Source organism: Pseudenemella bisphenolivorans, assembly GCF_051133435.1.
In the GTDB taxonomy this organism is placed as follows: Bacteria; Actinomycetota; Actinomycetes; order Propionibacteriales; family Propionibacteriaceae; genus JAAYAO01.
The window spans coordinates 713542-728307 of the sequence record NZ_JBPGNY010000001.1; the positions used below are offsets into that span (position 1 = coordinate 713542).

General features: G+C 68.8%; 15 protein-coding genes and 2 tRNA genes. 5 read left to right on the forward strand and 12 right to left on the reverse strand.

Annotated features, from left to right (window positions below; genetic code table 11):
* Position 1 precedes the first annotated feature (1 nt).
* Positions 2-1612 carry a 2-succinyl-5-enolpyruvyl-6-hydroxy-3-cyclohexene-1-carboxylic-acid synthase gene (gene menD / locus ACR4XW_RS03465; protein ID WP_434759110.1) on the reverse strand — a complete coding sequence of 537 codons (1611 nt, stop codon included), beginning with the start codon at positions 1610-1612 and terminating at the stop codon, positions 2-4.
* Positions 1609-2610 carry an o-succinylbenzoate synthase gene (locus ACR4XW_RS03470; protein ID WP_434759111.1) on the reverse strand — a complete coding sequence of 334 codons (1002 nt, stop codon included), beginning with the start codon at positions 2608-2610 and terminating at the stop codon, positions 1609-1611. Before ACR4XW_RS03470 ends, menD begins: the two co-directional genes overlap by 4 nt.
* Positions 2611-2628: 18 nt before the next feature.
* Here ACR4XW_RS03470 and ACR4XW_RS03475 point away from each other — a divergent pair, with 18 nt between their 5' ends.
* Genes ACR4XW_RS03475 through ACR4XW_RS03485 form a run of 3 tightly spaced genes read left to right on the forward strand, consistent with a single transcriptional unit; the run spans position 2629 to position 4973 of the window.
* Complete coding sequence (locus ACR4XW_RS03475) at positions 2629-3807, forward strand: AMP-binding protein (RefSeq protein ID WP_434759112.1); 1179 nt, start codon at positions 2629-2631, stop codon at positions 3805-3807.
* Complete coding sequence (locus ACR4XW_RS03480) at positions 3804-4688, forward strand: 1,4-dihydroxy-2-naphthoate polyprenyltransferase (RefSeq protein WP_434759113.1); 885 nt, start codon at positions 3804-3806, stop codon at positions 4686-4688. Before ACR4XW_RS03475 ends, ACR4XW_RS03480 begins: the two co-directional genes overlap by 4 nt.
* A 30-nt stretch (positions 4689-4718) precedes the next feature.
* Complete coding sequence (locus ACR4XW_RS03485) at positions 4719-4973, forward strand: PLD nuclease N-terminal domain-containing protein (protein ID WP_434759114.1); 255 nt, start codon at positions 4719-4721, stop codon at positions 4971-4973.
* A gap of 57 nt (positions 4974-5030) precedes the next feature.
* Here the strand turns inward: ACR4XW_RS03485 and ACR4XW_RS03490 are convergent, their stop codons facing one another.
* From ACR4XW_RS03490 to ACR4XW_RS03505, 4 genes are all read right to left on the reverse strand, one after another.
* Entirely contained in the window at positions 5031-6566 is a 1536-nt protein-coding gene (locus tag ACR4XW_RS03490; RefSeq protein WP_434759115.1) for a flotillin family protein, read from the reverse strand.
* Positions 6567-6632: 66 nt separating this feature from the next.
* Positions 6633-7166 carry an NfeD family protein gene (locus ACR4XW_RS03495; protein WP_434759116.1) on the reverse strand — a complete coding sequence of 178 codons (534 nt, stop codon included), beginning with the start codon at positions 7164-7166 and terminating at the stop codon, positions 6633-6635.
* Between the two features lie 52 nt (positions 7167-7218).
* Positions 7219-8883, reverse strand: a complete 1665-nt coding sequence (locus tag ACR4XW_RS03500) for a glycerol-3-phosphate dehydrogenase/oxidase (RefSeq protein WP_434759117.1) — start codon at positions 8881-8883, stop codon at positions 7219-7221.
* Between the two features lie 23 nt (positions 8884-8906).
* Complete coding sequence (locus ACR4XW_RS03505; RefSeq protein ID WP_434759118.1) at positions 8907-9986, reverse strand: acyltransferase family protein; 1080 nt, start codon at positions 9984-9986, stop codon at positions 8907-8909.
* Between the two features lie 80 nt (positions 9987-10066).
* Here ACR4XW_RS03505 and ACR4XW_RS03510 point away from each other — a divergent pair, with 80 nt between their 5' ends.
* Complete coding sequence (locus ACR4XW_RS03510) at positions 10067-10513, forward strand: hypothetical protein (protein ID WP_434759119.1); 447 nt, start codon at positions 10067-10069, stop codon at positions 10511-10513.
* A gap of 14 nt (positions 10514-10527) precedes the next feature.
* Here the strand turns inward: ACR4XW_RS03510 and ACR4XW_RS03515 are convergent.
* Positions 10528-10600, reverse strand: a tRNA-Glu gene (locus ACR4XW_RS03515).
* 61 nt (positions 10601-10661) lie between these two features.
* Positions 10662-12260, reverse strand: a complete 1599-nt coding sequence (locus tag ACR4XW_RS03520; protein WP_434759120.1) for an SH3 domain-containing protein — start codon at positions 12258-12260, stop codon at positions 10662-10664.
* Between the two features lie 277 nt (positions 12261-12537).
* Between ACR4XW_RS03520 and ACR4XW_RS03525 the strand changes: the two genes are divergently transcribed.
* A complete protein-coding gene (locus tag ACR4XW_RS03525) occupies positions 12538-12891 on the forward strand; it encodes a metallopeptidase family protein (RefSeq protein WP_434759121.1) in 354 nt (117 codons plus the stop codon).
* On the opposite strand, the gene ACR4XW_RS03530 is transcribed toward ACR4XW_RS03525, so the two are convergent.
* From ACR4XW_RS03530 to ACR4XW_RS03545, 4 genes are all read right to left on the reverse strand, one after another.
* Positions 12882-13667 carry a TCP-1/cpn60 chaperonin family protein gene (locus tag ACR4XW_RS03530; RefSeq protein WP_434759122.1) on the reverse strand — a complete coding sequence of 262 codons (786 nt, stop codon included), beginning with the start codon at positions 13665-13667 and terminating at the stop codon, positions 12882-12884. The genes ACR4XW_RS03525 and ACR4XW_RS03530 overlap by 10 nt on opposite strands.
* 217 nt (positions 13668-13884) lie before the next feature.
* Positions 13885-14181, reverse strand: a complete 297-nt coding sequence (locus ACR4XW_RS03535) for a ribbon-helix-helix protein, CopG family (protein ID WP_434759123.1) — start codon at positions 14179-14181, stop codon at positions 13885-13887.
* Position 14182: 1 nt separating this feature from the next.
* On the reverse strand, positions 14183-14416 hold the full coding sequence (locus ACR4XW_RS03540; protein ID WP_434759124.1) for a hypothetical protein: 234 nt from the start codon (positions 14414-14416) through the stop codon (positions 14183-14185).
* Positions 14417-14672: 256 nt separating this feature from the next.
* Positions 14673-14746 (reverse strand) — tRNA-Lys (locus ACR4XW_RS03545).
* Positions 14747-14766: the final 20 nt, after the last annotated feature.

Consider the following 14766-nt stretch of genomic DNA (forward strand, 5'->3'; position numbering starts at 1 on the left):
TTCAGCGCGCCAGGGCGGTCAGGGCCGCGGCCAGGTCGCGGCGATGATCGCGGCGCAACCGCACCTCCACCATCTCCGTACCGGACGGATCGCTCGCCAGGGCATCGGTGATGCCTTCGGCGGTGTCCTCGCAGCGGTGGGTCCAGCCGTAGGCGGCCGCCAGTGCGGCCAGGTCGACCCGGTGCGGGGTGGCGAAGGTGCGTTCGAAGACTGCGGCATGGGCCGGGGCGCCCTGTTCGAGAATGTGGAAGATCGATCCGCCGTCGTCGTTGCCGATCACCAACCGCAGGTTCGGACGCGGTTCGCTCGGCCCGATCAGGAGCCCACCGGCATCGTGCAGGGCGGTGATATCGCCCAGCAACACCGTGGTCGGGGTGGCGGTGCCCAGCGCGATTCCGGCGGCGGTGGAGATCGTGCCGTCGATACCGGCCAGGCCGCGGTTGGCCCAGACCGTCGCGGGTTCGTCGACGATCGGGGCCAGGTCGGCGTCCCGGATCAACTGCGATGCCCCGAACATCAGGTTGCCGCGGGTGTGTTCGACCACCAGCGCAGCCAGGGTGTGCCCGTCCAGGTGGCCGAGGCCGGTCAGGTGCTCGGTGACGGCTGCGCCCAGGCGCTGGTCGGCGTCGGCCCAGTCGGCAGCCCAGGCCGGATCGCCCGGGGCGAAGTCGACCCCGGCGACCACCCGACCGACCCGGTGCCCGGGGTCGGGCCAGTCGCCGCGGGTGTTGGCCACGATCACCTCGACGTCGTCGCGGGCCAGCAGGCCGCTGACCGGTCGCGACAGGGTGGGCCGGCCGACGACCACGACCCGTTCGATCCGGCCCCCGAGTTCGGTGCCGAGCAGCAGCCGGTAGGTCGCGATCGCCCCGGGCAGCCGGGCATTGCTGGACGGCTCGGCCAGCACCGGAATCCCGGCCTCGCGGGCCGCGGCGTGGGCGGCGCGTCCGGTGGCCGGATCGGTGTCGCCGACCAGCAACACCGTGCGCGGGCCGGCGACGAGGTGTTCGGGTTCGGGCACCGGCGCCGCGGCGATCGCGATCTGCGAGCCCGGGGTGGGGGTCCAGGTGTCGTCGGGTACCAGCGGGCTCGCGAAGCCGACATTGCAGTGCACCGGGCCGGGGTCGGCACCGACCCGTCCGGTGGCCCGGGCCAACAGCCGGTGCACCTGATGGCGGACGGTCGCCTCGTCGCCGATGCCGGTTTCCAGCCGGGTGTCGGCCCGGACGAAACGGCCGAAGGCCTGGTCGTGGCGGGTGGCCTGATTGACTCCGGCGTCCAGATGATCGAGCGGACGGTCGGCACTCAGCACCACCAACGGCACGCCGGCATGCGCGGCCTCCCAGACCGCCGGGGTCAGGTTCGCCACCGCGGTACCGGAGGTGGTGATCACCGGCACCGGACGGCCGGTCGACTTGGCCAGACCGAGCGCCAGGAAGGCCGCATCGCGCTCGTCGATGCGCACATGCAACCGCAGCAGGCCCGCGGCATCGGCGGCGTGCGTGGCGAAGGCGAAGGGGGCATTGCGTGATCCGGGGGCGAGCACCGCCTCGCGCACCCCGGCGCCGAGCAGGCTCGCGACGACGGCGCGGGCCAGCGTGGTGGCGTTCATCGGTGCGCTCCTGTCTGCCGGGCGAGTTGTTCGGTTTCGAGCAGGCGCTGCCGCCACCAGTCGATTCGTTCCGATGGGGCGTCGGCGCGGGTCAGGTCGTCGTCGGTGACCTCGGGACGGTGCACCGGAAGGTGTCCGTCGATCGGCACCAGGGCGTCGGCGGTCAGGTCCTCGACGAACAGGTTGCTGGTGGCCAACCCACAGGCGAAGGGCAACTCGGGCAGGGCTGCGGCCAGAGCCACCCCGGCGGCCAGCCCGATGGACGATTCGAGGGCGCTGGAGACCACCACCGGCAGGCCGAGGGTGTCGGCCAGTTCCAGGCAGCGGCGCACTCCCCCGAGCGGCTGCACCTTGAGCACCGCGATGTCGGCGGCTGCCAGGGCCACCACCCGTTCGGGGTCACCGGAGCGGCGGATCGACTCGTCGGCGGCGATCGGCACGTCGATACCGGACGAGGCGAGTCGGCTGCGCAGCTCGGCGAGCTCCTCGACCGTGGCGCAGGGTTGTTCGACGTATTCCAGGTCAAGGTGACGCAGCGCGCGGATCGCGGCCATCGCCTCGTCCACCGTCCAGGCCCCGTTGGCATCGACCCGCACCTTGCCGCCGGCCCCCAACCCGGCATGGGTGGCCTCGACCCGGGCCTGGTCCTCGGCCAGGGTGGCGCGCGGGTCGGCGACCTTCACCTTCGCTGTGCGGCAGCCCGAACCGGCGGCAAGATCGTGGGCCACCTGGGGTTCGACCACCGGAATGGTCACGTTCACCGGCACCCGGTCGCGCACCGGGGCCGGCCATCCGTCGAAGGCGGCCTCACGGGCCGCGGCCAGCCAGGGCACAATCTCCGTCCCGGTGTATTCCAGGAAGGGGCTCCATTCGCCCCAACCGGCCGGGCCGCGGAAGACCAATCCCTCCCGCACCCGGATGCCGCGGAATTGGGTGTGCAGTGCCAATTGGAAGACCCGAAACGGTTGCTGGTGCACGGGTTCGGCGGCATGCGACATGGGGCTTAGCCTAGGGCCGTGACCCGACAGCCACCGCGCACCCGGCCCGCACGCGGCCTGCGTCCGATCGACACCGGCGATCTCGCCGCGGTGGTGACGGCCCTGAAAGCAGCCCTGGACGGTGGTGGCCCGGCGATCGCACCCCTGCCCACCGAGCCGGGTGAGCGGCACCGCACGCTGACCATGTGCGCCCCCGGGCAACCCCTCGAATCGGACGTGGCCGCGGTGGTCGGCACCTCCGGTTCGACGGGCAGCCCGAAGGGGGTGATGCTGTCGGCCGAGGCAATCACCGCCGGCGCCGAATCCACCCACCGCGCACTGTCCGGGCCGGGTGCCTGGCATCTTGCCCTGCCGGCGCACTATGTGGCCGGGCTGATGGTGATCGCCCGGACGGTGGTGGCCGGTACCGACCTGGTGCCGGTCGCGGCCGACCTCAGCGATCTGAGCGCGCGCACGAGCGGACCCAACTATCTGTCCCTGGTACCCACCCAACTGCGCCGGGCTCGCGCGGATGCGGCACTGGTCGAACGGCTGGCCCGCTTCGATGCGGTGCTGGTCGGGGGTGCGGCCAGCACGCCCGAGGAATTGGCTTGGTGGGCCGACAACGGGGTGCGGATCGTCACCACCTACGGGATGAGCGAAACCAGCGGCGGCTGCGTTTACAACGGACTCCCCCTGTCCGGGGTCGAGGTCGAGTTGGCCGCGGACGACCGGGTGCTGATCACCGGCGAGGTCGTGTTCTCCGGCTACCGGCTGCGTCCCGACCTGACCGCCGAAGTACTGCAGGACGCCGGGGGCCGGCGCCGGTTCCGCACCAGCGACCGCGGCCGGTGGGTGGACGGGCGGCTGCAGATTCTGGGTCGGGTCGACGACGTGATCATCAGTGGCGGAATCAACGTCGATCTGGCCGAGGTGGAACGGGTCGCGCAACGCGTGCTGGCCGACCCGTCCCTGGTGGCGGTCGGGCTGCCGGACCCCGAATGGGGCACGATCGTCGCCCTCTTCGGACCCGAACTCGACGACCCGGCGACGGTGCGCGAGGCACTGGCCGACCACCTGTCCCGGGCCGCGCTGCCGCGCGCGATCGGACGCGGTGAGCCACCCCTGACCTCCGGTGGCAAAATCGACCGTCGGGAAATCGTTCGGCGCTGGACCATGCAGCACCGGGCCGACGTCGGCGGAGGAGAACAACTGTGAGCGGGCTGGCTGCCTGGGTCGAAGGGGCCCGTTTGCGAACCCTGCCCGCGGCCGTCGCCCCGGTTTTCGCCGGTGCCGGGGTGGCCTGGTGGGCCGGCGGATTCAACCTCGGCAAGGCGCTGCTGTGTGCGGTGGTGGCCCTGGCCCTGCAGATCGGGGTGAACTTCGCCAACGACTACTCCGACGGCATTCGCGGCACCGACGACGAACGGCGGATCGGCCCGCAGCGGCTGGTCGGTTCGGGCGCGGCCTCACCCCGGGCGGTGAAGCTGGCCGCCTTCGGCTGTTTCGCCCTGGCCGGGCTGGCCGGGCTGGCCCTGACCTGGTGGACCGGGCACTGGTTCCTGCTGGCCATCGGTGCGGCAGCCGTGCTGGCCGCCTGGTTCTACACCGGCGGCCCGAAACCGTACGGCTACCTCGGCCTGGGTGAGGTCTTCGTCTTCCTGTTCTTCGGGCTGGTGGCGGTCAACGGCACCACCTTCGTGATGCTCGACCGGATCTCGTGGGCCAGTTGGTGGGCCTCGATCGCGATCGGCAGTTTCGCCTGCGCGATTCTGGTCGCCAACAATCTGCGCGACATCGCCGGTGACCGTCAGGTCGGCAAGCACACCCTGGCCACCCGGTTGGGCGACCGCGGCACCCGTAGTTTCTTCATCGGCCTGCTGGTGATTGCGACCGCCGGCGTGGTGGCGGTGGCCCTGGCCAGCACGATCTGGGCGCTGTTCGGGCTGATCTTCCTGCCGCTGCTGGTGAACCCGGTGCGCAGCCTGATCGGTGGGGCACGTGGGTTGGCGCTGATCGGGGTGCTGAAAATGACCGGCATCGCCGAGTTGCTGTGCGGGGTGGGGCTGTTCTTCGGGTTCGTGGTCGGCGCGGCCTGACCCTGTCGGCGACGCAGGTAGGATTTGGGCATGGTCCGCTATCTGCCGGTGATCCTGATCGCCCTGCTGATGATCTACTGCGTGGTCGAGATCGCGCAGGCGAACGGTCAGCAGGTACGGAATCTGCCGAAGTGGGCTTGGTTCGTGGCCGTGGTGTTCCTGCCGCTGGCCGGGTGTCTGGGCTGGTTGTTCCTCGGCCGCCCGATCTCCGGCCCCGGAAAGCAACCGCCCCCGGGCCGGCCCCGGGCCCCCGACGACGATCCCGATTTCCTGCGCGGTTTGTGACGCGAACACGACGAAGCGGGCGGGTCCACCTCGTGGTGGCCCGCCCGCTTTCGCGTGTTACTTGTCGTCGGCGACGCTGCCGGGGACGACCTCGCTGCCGGTGGAGTTGTCCGACGCGGTGTCGCCGGAGTACTTCTCCATCAGCTTGGTGAAGTCCACCCCGGTGGTGTTCTTGATCAGCTCCACCGCCTGGACGATGTTGTTGGTCACCTGCCGCGGCACCTCGGAGGCGCCGTCGGTGGAGACCACCGTGAGCTTGTCGATCGCCGACAGCGGGGCCGACACCTCGCGGGCGACCTGCGGCAGCACGTCCACCAGCATCTGCAGCACGGCGGCCTCGTTGTATCGGGCGAAGGCGTCGGCGCGCTTGTCCATCGCCTCGGCCTCGGCCTGACCCTTGGCCAGGATCGCGGCCGCTTCCGCGTCACCCTCGGCCCGGACGGCTTCGGCCTCGGCCACACGGCGAGCCTTCTCGGCCTCACCGCGCTTGGCACCCTCGATGGCCTCGGCCTCGGCCAGCGCGGTACGCCGCGACTTGTCGCCCTCACCGGTCAGGCGAGCGGTTTCGGCATCGGCCTGGGCCTTGGCGATCGAGGCGGCCTTGCGGGCCTCGGCCTCGAAGATCTCGGAGTTGCGGCGGGCCTCGGCCTCGGTCTCCATCTGGTAGCGGGCCGCGTCGGCGGGCTTACGCACCTCGGTGTCGAGCTGGCGATCCTTCAGGGCCGCCTGGCGCACCGCCACCTTCTCCTGCTCGGTCAGAATCGCCTGGTCGCGATCGGCCTGGGCCAACGGGCCGGACGCAGCGGCCTGGGCCGATGCGGCGTCGGTCTCGGCCTTGATCTCGGCCTGCTTCAGCATCAGCGTCCGCTCCGAGATCGCGATCTCCTGCTCGGCGGCGATTCGTGCCTGCTCGGCGTTCTGCCGGGCGCTGGCCTCGGCGACCGCGGCGGTCTGCCCGATTCGGGCGGCTTCGGGACGACCCAGGTCGGACAGGTAGGTGCCGTCGTCGGTGATGTCCTGAATCTGGAAGGTGTCCAGCACCAGGCCCTGACCGGTCAGCGAGGCCTCGGCCTCATCGGCCACCCGTTGGGCGAAGGCCGCACGGTCACGAATGATCTGTTCCACCGACAGGCCACCGACGATCGAACGCAGCGAACCGGCGAGGGTTTCCTGGGTGAACGACTCGATCTCGTCCTGCTGGGAGAGGAAGCGCTGGGCGGCGGCCCGGATCGAATCCTCGTTGCCACCCACCTTCACGATCGCGACGCCGTCCAGGTTCAGTTTGATGCCCTGGCCGGACACCGCGCCGCGGATCTGCACCATGATGCGGCGGCTGGACAGGTCGAGGATGTGCAGTTTCTGAATGAACGGGACGACGAAGACGCCACCGCCCATCACGACCTTCTGACCCGACAGGTCGGTGGTGACATCCCCGGTCTCGGGGTTGGTGACGGGCTTGCCCTTGCGTCCGGTGACGATGAACGCTTCGTTGGGGCCGGCCACTTTGTAGCGGGAGGTGATCAGCAGTACCAGCAGTACCAGCAGCACCACCAGACCGACAATGCCGATCAGGACTGGTGAGATTTCGGGCATCGGGCTCCTTCAACGAGAAAAATTGCGCCTCGGCGATTCTGCCAGACGGGTGGGTTAGTTGGCCCCTCACTCGAGGGCGGCGAACGGGTCCCGGCCGTCCAGGGCGATCATCGGCTCGACCATCACCGAGGTCGGTGACAGCACCGTGGTGATCACCACCTCGGTACCCACCGGTACCGGTTCCAGGGCCCGGGCGTTCAGCCGGGTGATGTGGCCACCGACCACCAGGTTGATCTCTCCGTAGCCGGATTCGGGAATCGGGTTGAGCACCGTCGCGACCTGACCGACCAGCGACCCGGTGCGCACCGTGCCGCCGTCATTGCCCGTGCGCAGTTTGTTCGTCAACCAGCCGACCAGGAGGGCCATCAGCAGACCGCCGGCCACCCCGGCCCCGGTCGCGATGCCGGTCGATTCGGTGGCGCTGAGCGTGATCGCCCCGATGAATCCCAGTGCGCCCAGGAATCCGGCCAGGGCGCCCCCGGAGAAGTAGCCCCCGCCGGGGCCCTCGAAGGCGTGCAGGAAGTCTCCGACCTCGCCGATCACCAGGAACAGGACCAGCAGGACCACTCCGATGACACCGAGCGCGATGAAGACTGCCATGGGCCAAGACTACTGGGCGGTGTCGTCACTCTGCGCAGTGTCGATTCCCTGCTCAGAGCTGGTAGCTCCGGTCGTGCCGGTGCACCCACTCGTCCCAGGTCTCGAGTTGTTCGCGGCGCTGGTGGTCGTCCCAGCCGAGTTCGGCCCCGACCAGGTCGGCGATCTCCTCGGCCGCGGCTCGTCCGGAATCGCGTTCTTCGTGGGCCAGCCGGATGCGGTGGCGCAGCACATCGGCCAGGGTCAGCGCCCCTTCGGCGCGCACCGCGAACACCACCTCGGCGCGCAGGTACTCCGGTGCTGCGGTCAGTGGTGCCGCCAGGTCGGGGTGTTGTTCGATCAGCTCGGCGATTCGGGCCACCTCGGTGCCGTAGCGCCGGCCCAGGTGCTCGGCCCGGTGCGGCGTCCACCCCAGGTCGCGACCCAGGCGGGTGGCGAGGTTCGACACCACCGACCAGGGTGCGGCACCGACCAGCGGCAGGTCGGCGGTGACGCAGGGGGTTTCGGCGGCCCGCTCGGCCAGGGCGAAGTCGACCGCGTCCTCGGCCATCTGCCGGTAGGTGGTGAGCTTGCCGCCGGCGATCGCTGACATGCCCTCGGCGACCGGGGCGATCAGGTGTTCTCGGGAGATCTTGGCCGACGACTGGGCGCTGACCGGTTGCACCAGCGGACGCAGCCCGGCATAGACCCCGACGATGTCGTCGCGGGTCAGCTCACTGCTCAGCACCGCGTTGGCGTGCTCGAGGACGTAGTCGATGTCCTCACTGGTGGCCACCGGCTCGTCCGGGTCGCCCTCCCAGGGGGTGTCGGTGGTGCCGATGATCCAGTGGGTGGGGCTGGGAATGATGAACAGCACCGACTTCTCGGTGCGCAGGAACAGGCCCACCTCACCGCTGATCCGGTCGCGTTCGAAGACCAGATGGATCCCCTTCGACGCCAGTACCTCCAAGGCTTCGGACGGGTTCGCCCCGGCTCGGCGTTCGACCTGCTCGGTCCACACCCCGGTGGCCGAGATGACATGCGCCGCGCGCACCTCACGTTCGGTGCCGTCCAGCCGGTCGCGCAGCCGGGCCCCGATCACCGCACCGCCGTGACGGACCAGTTCGACCACCTCGGTGTGTGCGGCGGCCAGCGCACCGTGGGCGACCGCGGTGCGGATCAGGGCGATCACCAGTCGCGCATCGTCCACCGCGGCGTCGAAGAACCTGATCGCACCGACCAACTGGTCGCGGCGCACATCGGGGAACAGTTCCAGGGCCGCCCGCTTCGACAGGTGCTGTTGGATCGGCAGTTGTCCGCCACGGGTGCGCGAGATCAAGTCGTACAGGCCCACCCCGACCGCCGAATAGGCGCGTTCGATCACCGGGGTGCGCAACGGCCACAGGAACGGTTGCGGTTGCACCAGGTGCGGGGCGATCACGTCCAGCAGCCGGCCGCGTTCGCGCAGGGCCTCGGCCACCAATTCGACGTCCAATTGATAGAGGTAGCGCAGGCCGCCGTGGACGAGGCGGCTGGAGCGTGAGGAGGTGCCGGCCGACCAGTCCTGCATCTCGACCACCGCGGTGCGCAGGCCGCGCGAGGCGGCGTCCAGGGCGATACCGGCGCCGGTCACGCCACCGCCGATGACGAGCAGGTCGACCCCGTCCGAGCTCAGCGAGTTCAGCGCCTCGGTGCGCGAGGCGGCGGTGAGGTCGGAACTGTGGCTGGGCTGGATGATCACACGTCCAGCCTAGGCCGCGCCCCTCACAGGGCTCGGTTGGGGCCGGTGGAATCGGCTCCCTTGTCCGGCTCGGCGGCGAACATCCATTCCGCGCGCGGTTTGATCAGCGGACGGGCGATCCGCGCCACCGGGGTCGATCCCAGCACGAAGGCCAGCACCACACTCAGGCCGAGCAGCGCGGGCACCTGCCACTGGGCGAGGTTGTCCACCGGCAGCCACCCCAGGTGCCGGCCGATGCGGATCACCGCGCCGTGCAGCAGGTAGATCGTGAACCCGTTGGCACCGACCACACTGATGAACGGCAGGCGTCGCCGCGGAACCAGGTGCAGCATCGCCATCGCCAGCACGATGCCGGCCGCGATCACCGCCAACCGGGTGCCCATCGAATGCAGGGTGGGGAGCAGGCCGGGAGCGTATTCGAGATTCATCGTCAGTTCGCCCAGGCCGAAGGGGGTGTAGCGCAGCAACGGGGTGAGCACCGCCACCGACAGCAAGATCAGGCCGGCCGCCAGCGCCAGACTGCGGCGGGTGTACCCGCGCAACCGGTCCAGGTGCGGACGCAGCTTCCACCCCAACACGAAGAAGGGGAAGTGGGCGATGATCGGGGCCAGGGCCCAGTCGGCTTCGAAGAACTCCGGCAGGCCCACCAGGAGTGCGGCCAGGGTTACCCACATCAGCGGTCGGCGCAGCCGGGCCACGTACGGCAGCGCGACCCGCCAGAAGATCAGCCCGTACAGGAACCAGAGGGTGTAGACGGGCACTTCGGGGCGAATCACGATCTCGTAGCCCACCCACTTGTCGAGCAGTAGGTGGACGGTGGTCATCAGCACCAACGGCAGAGCGACCGAGCGCACCAGGGCCCGGAAGTCGCGGTTGACCGGTTGGTCCTTGCTGAACACCCCGGCGAGCATCCCGAACAGGGGCAACCGGATGCCCCAGGTGACCGCCCAGAACCATTCAGCGACCCCGAAGCGGTCCAGGTGCAGTTCGACCATGTGGATCGAGACCACCAGGATCGCGGCCACCAGTCGTCCGTTGTCGATCCAGGGGTCGCGAGCAGCCGAGGCGGTCCGGGTGGCCGCTGGAGCTGCTGGGGTGCCCATACTGTTCGCCGAGTCTAGTCTCACCGGCGGGCCACGAGGGAGTTCGGCGAACTCACCCCGCGCTGAGGTTCACTGGTGTGATGGCACCACACCGAATCGTTGCGTTGGCCAGTGCCGTGGCGTGGATCGTGGCGTTGGTCACGCCCCTCACCGGCAACACGATCACCGGGCCCACACGCACACACGACATGATCGTCGAAATGCCGCCGCTGTCGGCGTTCTTGGCAATACCGTTCGCGATGGCGCTGATGGTGGCGAGCGCTCGCCCACGGCTGTGGCTATTCCTCGTCGCGATTGCGCTGGGGGCCATACTGACCTCCCTGCTTCTGGTGATGCCGATGGGTCACGTGCTGTGGGACGGGATGGATGCCAACGGTAATCCCATCGGCGGTATGGCGGAGGACACCCGTGACGTCGGGTGGTTCGCCGCGCTGGCCGGGGCTCTGTTGCTGTCCTTCGCCGGGGCCATCGGTGTGCGCTCCAACCAAAAGCCGGCCAACAAAAATGCCGGAATCCCTACTGAGTAAGGATTCCGGCGTTGTATCCCCAACGGGATTCGAACCCGCGCTGCCGCCTTGAAAGGGCGGTGTCCTAGGCCGCTAGACGATGGGGACCCGACCCCAACCGCATTGAGGCCGGATCCCACTCTATCGCGAACTGTGCCCAACCCGCGAATCAGTACCGCACGGTGATGTGGACGTGATCCTTGTGGTTGGCGGTGTCGGAGCCTCGGCTGGCCATGTAGCGCCAGCCCTCCCGCGACCGGGCAACGCTCCAGATCCGCTGATCCCAGATGATGTACTCCACGTTCAGCCGGGAGGCATTGGCCCTGGCCCACTCCGCGACCGCGCCACCGAGGGACTTGCCTCCCGAGCTTCGGTAGCCCGGAATCATGATGTCGACCGCTCGTCCGCTCGGATGGTCGGGCAGCGGGTCGGGGCGCACCCCGTAGTAGGTGGTGATGGTCGGGAACTTGCTGCGGCTCTCGGACACGATCGCCTTCGCGGCGGGACGCAGCCCGGCGAGTCCCTTGGAGTAGTCCTTGGCCGGCGGGGCCTTCGCGGCCAGGTAGCCACTGGTGACCCAGCGCACCGCGCCGCGGTAGATGACCTGCTCGCGGCCGTCCTTGCGTACACCGGTGACATCGATCGCCGCCCCGGCCGGGATGACCGTCACGGTGCGGCCACCGCGGGAGGCGGTGCGGATGTTCAGCGCCACGGTTGCGTAACGGGTACCGGACGCCTTCGGCGGCGTACTCGAAACCGGCTTGGTGCTTCCCGAGGATCCGCCCGCGGCACCGGTCAGGTAGCGGGAACTCACCCACAGGGTGCGCCCACCGTGGCGGACCTCGCGCCACTCACCGGAGGTGCGGCCGGTCAACGACACTGTCGCACCCTTGGACAGCACCGCCGCGACCCGGTACTTCGTTCCGGCACCGGTACGCGCATTGAGGTACTCGGTGGTCTTGACGGTACCCGCCGAGGAACCCGTCGACGGTTTCGACGAACCACCCGAGGCCGATGCGCCCTTGAGGTAGCGCCCGCTGACCCACAGGGTCTTGCCCCGGTGACTGATCTGCCGCCACTCACCCGAGGTGCGACCGGTGAGTGACACCTTCGCGCCCTTGGGCAGCACCGCCGCAACCCGGTACTTCATCCCGGCACCGGTACGCGCATTGAGGTACTCGGTCGTTGTCGCGCTGCCCGAAGAGCCCGAAGAACCCGTCGTCGGCTTGGCGGACGAGCCGGACGCCCCAGTGAGGTAACGCGAGCTCACCCACAGGCTCTTGCCGCGATAGGAGATCTGACGCCATTCGCCGGAGCTGCGACCGGTCAACGAGACCTTGGTGCCGCGCGGCAGGACGTGCGCGACGCGGTAACCGAGACCGGCACCGGTGCGCGCGTTGAGGGCGGTGGTGGTGGACGAGGTACCCGCGCCCGCGCTCGATGCCGACGGGCTGGCCGAAGCCGAGTACTCGGTCTTGGGTTTCAGGTAGCGGCTGGCGATCCAACGTCGCTGGCCGTTGAGGCTGACCGGCGTCCAACCGTGGGAGTCCTCACCCACGGCTTGGATGGATCGTCCGCGGGCGAGGCTGCCGACAATCGAGTATTTGGTGCCCGGCCCGGAGCGGATATTCACCCCCGCGGTGGCCACCACTTCGGCTGTTCTGGCCGATTCGGACAGCGGTGCAACCACCGTGCTGACCGAAAAGACCAATCCTGCGGTCGCCACAGCAGTGGCCGACCGTCTGAGCATGCGCACGGCGAGGCTCATGACACGTTCCCTCCCGGCGGCCTTCCCGGGCCGCCGCGACGTTCACTGCAATGACCCGAAGGCGCTTCCCCGGTTGCTCATGGCTTCCCCACCACATCAACCACGCCAGTCACAGCAGTCACTATTTGCACGTAATGCACAAGACTCTAGAACTCTCACTTGATTCTCAGCAACAACCCTCAACCTCAGGTGCAACCCGACACGCCGAGAGGTAGCGGAAAACTACAAGGATGTGATTTGTCTTCGGTGGTCTGCGATCTGGGTTATGGTGTCGCGCATGTCTTTGGCCATGGACCTCGACACCTTCGGTCGTCTGGTGGATGAAGCCCTCGCCGGCATCCCGCCGGAACTGACCGGCGAAATCGACAACTGCGTGGTGTTGGTCGAGGAGGACGCCCCCGAGGACGAACCCGATCTGTTGGGTCTCTATGACGGGGTGCCGCTGACCGAGCGCGACACCAGCTACGCCGGGGCGCTACCCGACCGGATCTACATCTTCATGAAGCCGACGCTGGCCATCTGCCACACCGAGGCGGACGTGGTGGACGAGGTGCACATCACCGTGGTGCACGAGATCGCCCATCACTTCGGGATTTCCGACGAGCGCCTGGACGAGCTCGGTTACGCCTGAGGCCTGCCCTCGATCTCGTCCCCGGATTCCTCCGGCTCGTCCGGCAGGTCATCGTTGTCGGGCTGATCCGCATCCGGCGGGACGTCGGGTTCGACACCGCCGTCGATCACCCAACTCTCCTTCGCACTGCTCACCCACCACCGGCAATGCCCCAGCGCGTCCGGGGCCAGATAGCCCGACATCAGGTCGGCCCGACCCACCGGGGTGGCCCCAACCAACTCGGCGACGTGATCCACCCCGGTATCACCGGCCAGCAGCACGATCACGCGCAGATTGCCGCGCAGGTGGTTGACCTCCAGCACGTCGACCACCTCGGCGTCCACCTCCGGTGCGATCAGCACCAGGGGCCGCCCCTGTGGCATGACGGTTTCCAGGACTGGATAAAGCTCGCGCACGGCACCCACCCGATCGGCACAGACCAGCACCAGCGGCTGCGGCGCCACAGCCCAACCCTCGTCCGGATCGGTGACGAAGACCTTCGACAGCCACCCCAACCGAACCGACGGGGCCGAATCCAAGCGCCCCTTGATCTCGGCGCGTTGGCCGGCGGTCAGTGCGAGCACGGAAGGGTCCACCACCGGTTCTCGGGCTTCCAACTCGGTCAGGTATTCCGGCACTACCGCATCGGGGCGAAAATCGGGGATCTCCCGATCGGGAGGGGAAGTCATCGCACGGCGACGCTTGACCCCGGCCCGGCGATCCCACAGCCAGCCGCCGACGGTCAGGGCCAACGCGAGGGCAGCAATCACCGTCAGCAGGATCGTCCAGCCGTCCATGGTCAGTCCGCTTCGGGGACCCGCGCGGGTTCGCGGGACTCTTTGCGGAACCTCTCCGGATTCATCGCGAGGTGCCCCTGCTGGGTCATGCCGCCTCCCGTCGCGGTCCGAAAGTTCGTGCTCCGACTCCCGGAGTCAACGATAGGTGCACCCGAGGGCCGAACCCAGGCCACCGACCGAGAGGTCCGCGCATCCGGCTTGCCCAGGGCACCCGACGCTACCCAGCGAGCTTGTCGTTCAGGGCTTCGCGGATGATCTCGGATCGACGCCGACCGGTGCGCTCGACCTCCTCGTCCAGGCGATCGAGCAACTCCTTCGGGAGCCGCAGCGTGATCGACGGGGAATGTCGGCCGGGTGCGGTCAGCGACGGCCGGCCAACGCGGGCCGTTTCGATGAGGTCCGCCACGACGTCGTCGGTGACCCGTCGCCCACTGGGCAGTCGGACGTCTTCCACCTCGAGGTCGACATCGGAGCGGATCGGGGTGTCCGGGGTGATCTTCGGCGGGGTGCGCATGTCACTTCCTCCTATGTGCGGTCGGCATGACGTGGACGACGAGCAGGTCACCGTCGGCGAGTTCCACCGCGATGATCTCCAGTTCACGGCCACGCTCGTCAGCGCCGATGTACAGCCAGCCCTGGTCGCCGCGGCTGGTGGTGATGGGTTCCGGGATGGTGTTCGCCATCGCGTGGCGGGCACTGGCGCGACCGACGCGGTGCTTGCGTGCCGCCTGCGTGAACCTCAGCCCCACGACACAATTGTGTCATACACAAATATGTTTGGCGAGCTTTTCAGCCGCCGATTTCAGTCTCTTCGCGGACGTCCTGTTCGGGGTGCCAGCGGCGGGGCCGCAGCGGCGGCCGTCGCGGGCCAAATCTTCGCCGCGACCGGCACCGAGGAATCTCGCCGTTTGTGACCAACATTTGTGACCAACAACAGAGGAACGACCCTTCCAAAAGGCACTTGGAAGGGTCGTTCCTCTGTTGTCAGGCCTAGTTTCGGGCCAGTGCCCCCACTGGGGCTCGAACCCAGGACCCACGGATTAAAAGTCCGTTGCTCTAACCAACTGAGCTATAGGGGCCCCAACATCTTAGCGGCTTC

Bases quoted from the DNA above. Each gene is read 5' to 3' on its own strand.
- ACR4XW_RS03525 (WP_434759121.1), top strand. From the start codon at position 12,538: ATGTCTTTGGCCATGGACCTCGACACCTTCGGTCGTCTGGTGGATGAA.
- ACR4XW_RS03495 (WP_434759116.1), bottom strand. From the start codon at position 7,166: ATGGCAGTCTTCATCGCGCTCGGTGTCATCGGAGTGGTCCTGCTGGTC.
- ACR4XW_RS03535 (WP_434759123.1), bottom strand. From the start codon at position 14,181: ATGCGCACCCCGCCGAAGATCACCCCGGACACCCCGATCCGCTCCGAT.
- menD (WP_434759110.1), bottom strand. From the start codon at position 1,612: ATGAACGCCACCACGCTGGCCCGCGCCGTCGTCGCGAGCCTGCTCGGC.
- ACR4XW_RS03530 (WP_434759122.1), bottom strand. From the start codon at position 13,667: ATGGACGGCTGGACGATCCTGCTGACGGTGATTGCTGCCCTCGCGTTG.
- ACR4XW_RS03510 (WP_434759119.1), top strand. From the start codon at position 10,067: ATGGCACCACACCGAATCGTTGCGTTGGCCAGTGCCGTGGCGTGGATC.
- ACR4XW_RS03470 (WP_434759111.1), bottom strand. From the start codon at position 2,610: ATGTCGCATGCCGCCGAACCCGTGCACCAGCAACCGTTTCGGGTCTTC.
- ACR4XW_RS03485 (WP_434759114.1), top strand. From the start codon at position 4,719: ATGGTCCGCTATCTGCCGGTGATCCTGATCGCCCTGCTGATGATCTAC.
- ACR4XW_RS03520 (WP_434759120.1), bottom strand. From the start codon at position 12,260: ATGAGCCTCGCCGTGCGCATGCTCAGACGGTCGGCCACTGCTGTGGCG.
- ACR4XW_RS03505 (WP_434759118.1), bottom strand. From the start codon at position 9,986: ATGGGCACCCCAGCAGCTCCAGCGGCCACCCGGACCGCCTCGGCTGCT.
- ACR4XW_RS03490 (WP_434759115.1), bottom strand. From the start codon at position 6,566: ATGCCCGAAATCTCACCAGTCCTGATCGGCATTGTCGGTCTGGTGGTG.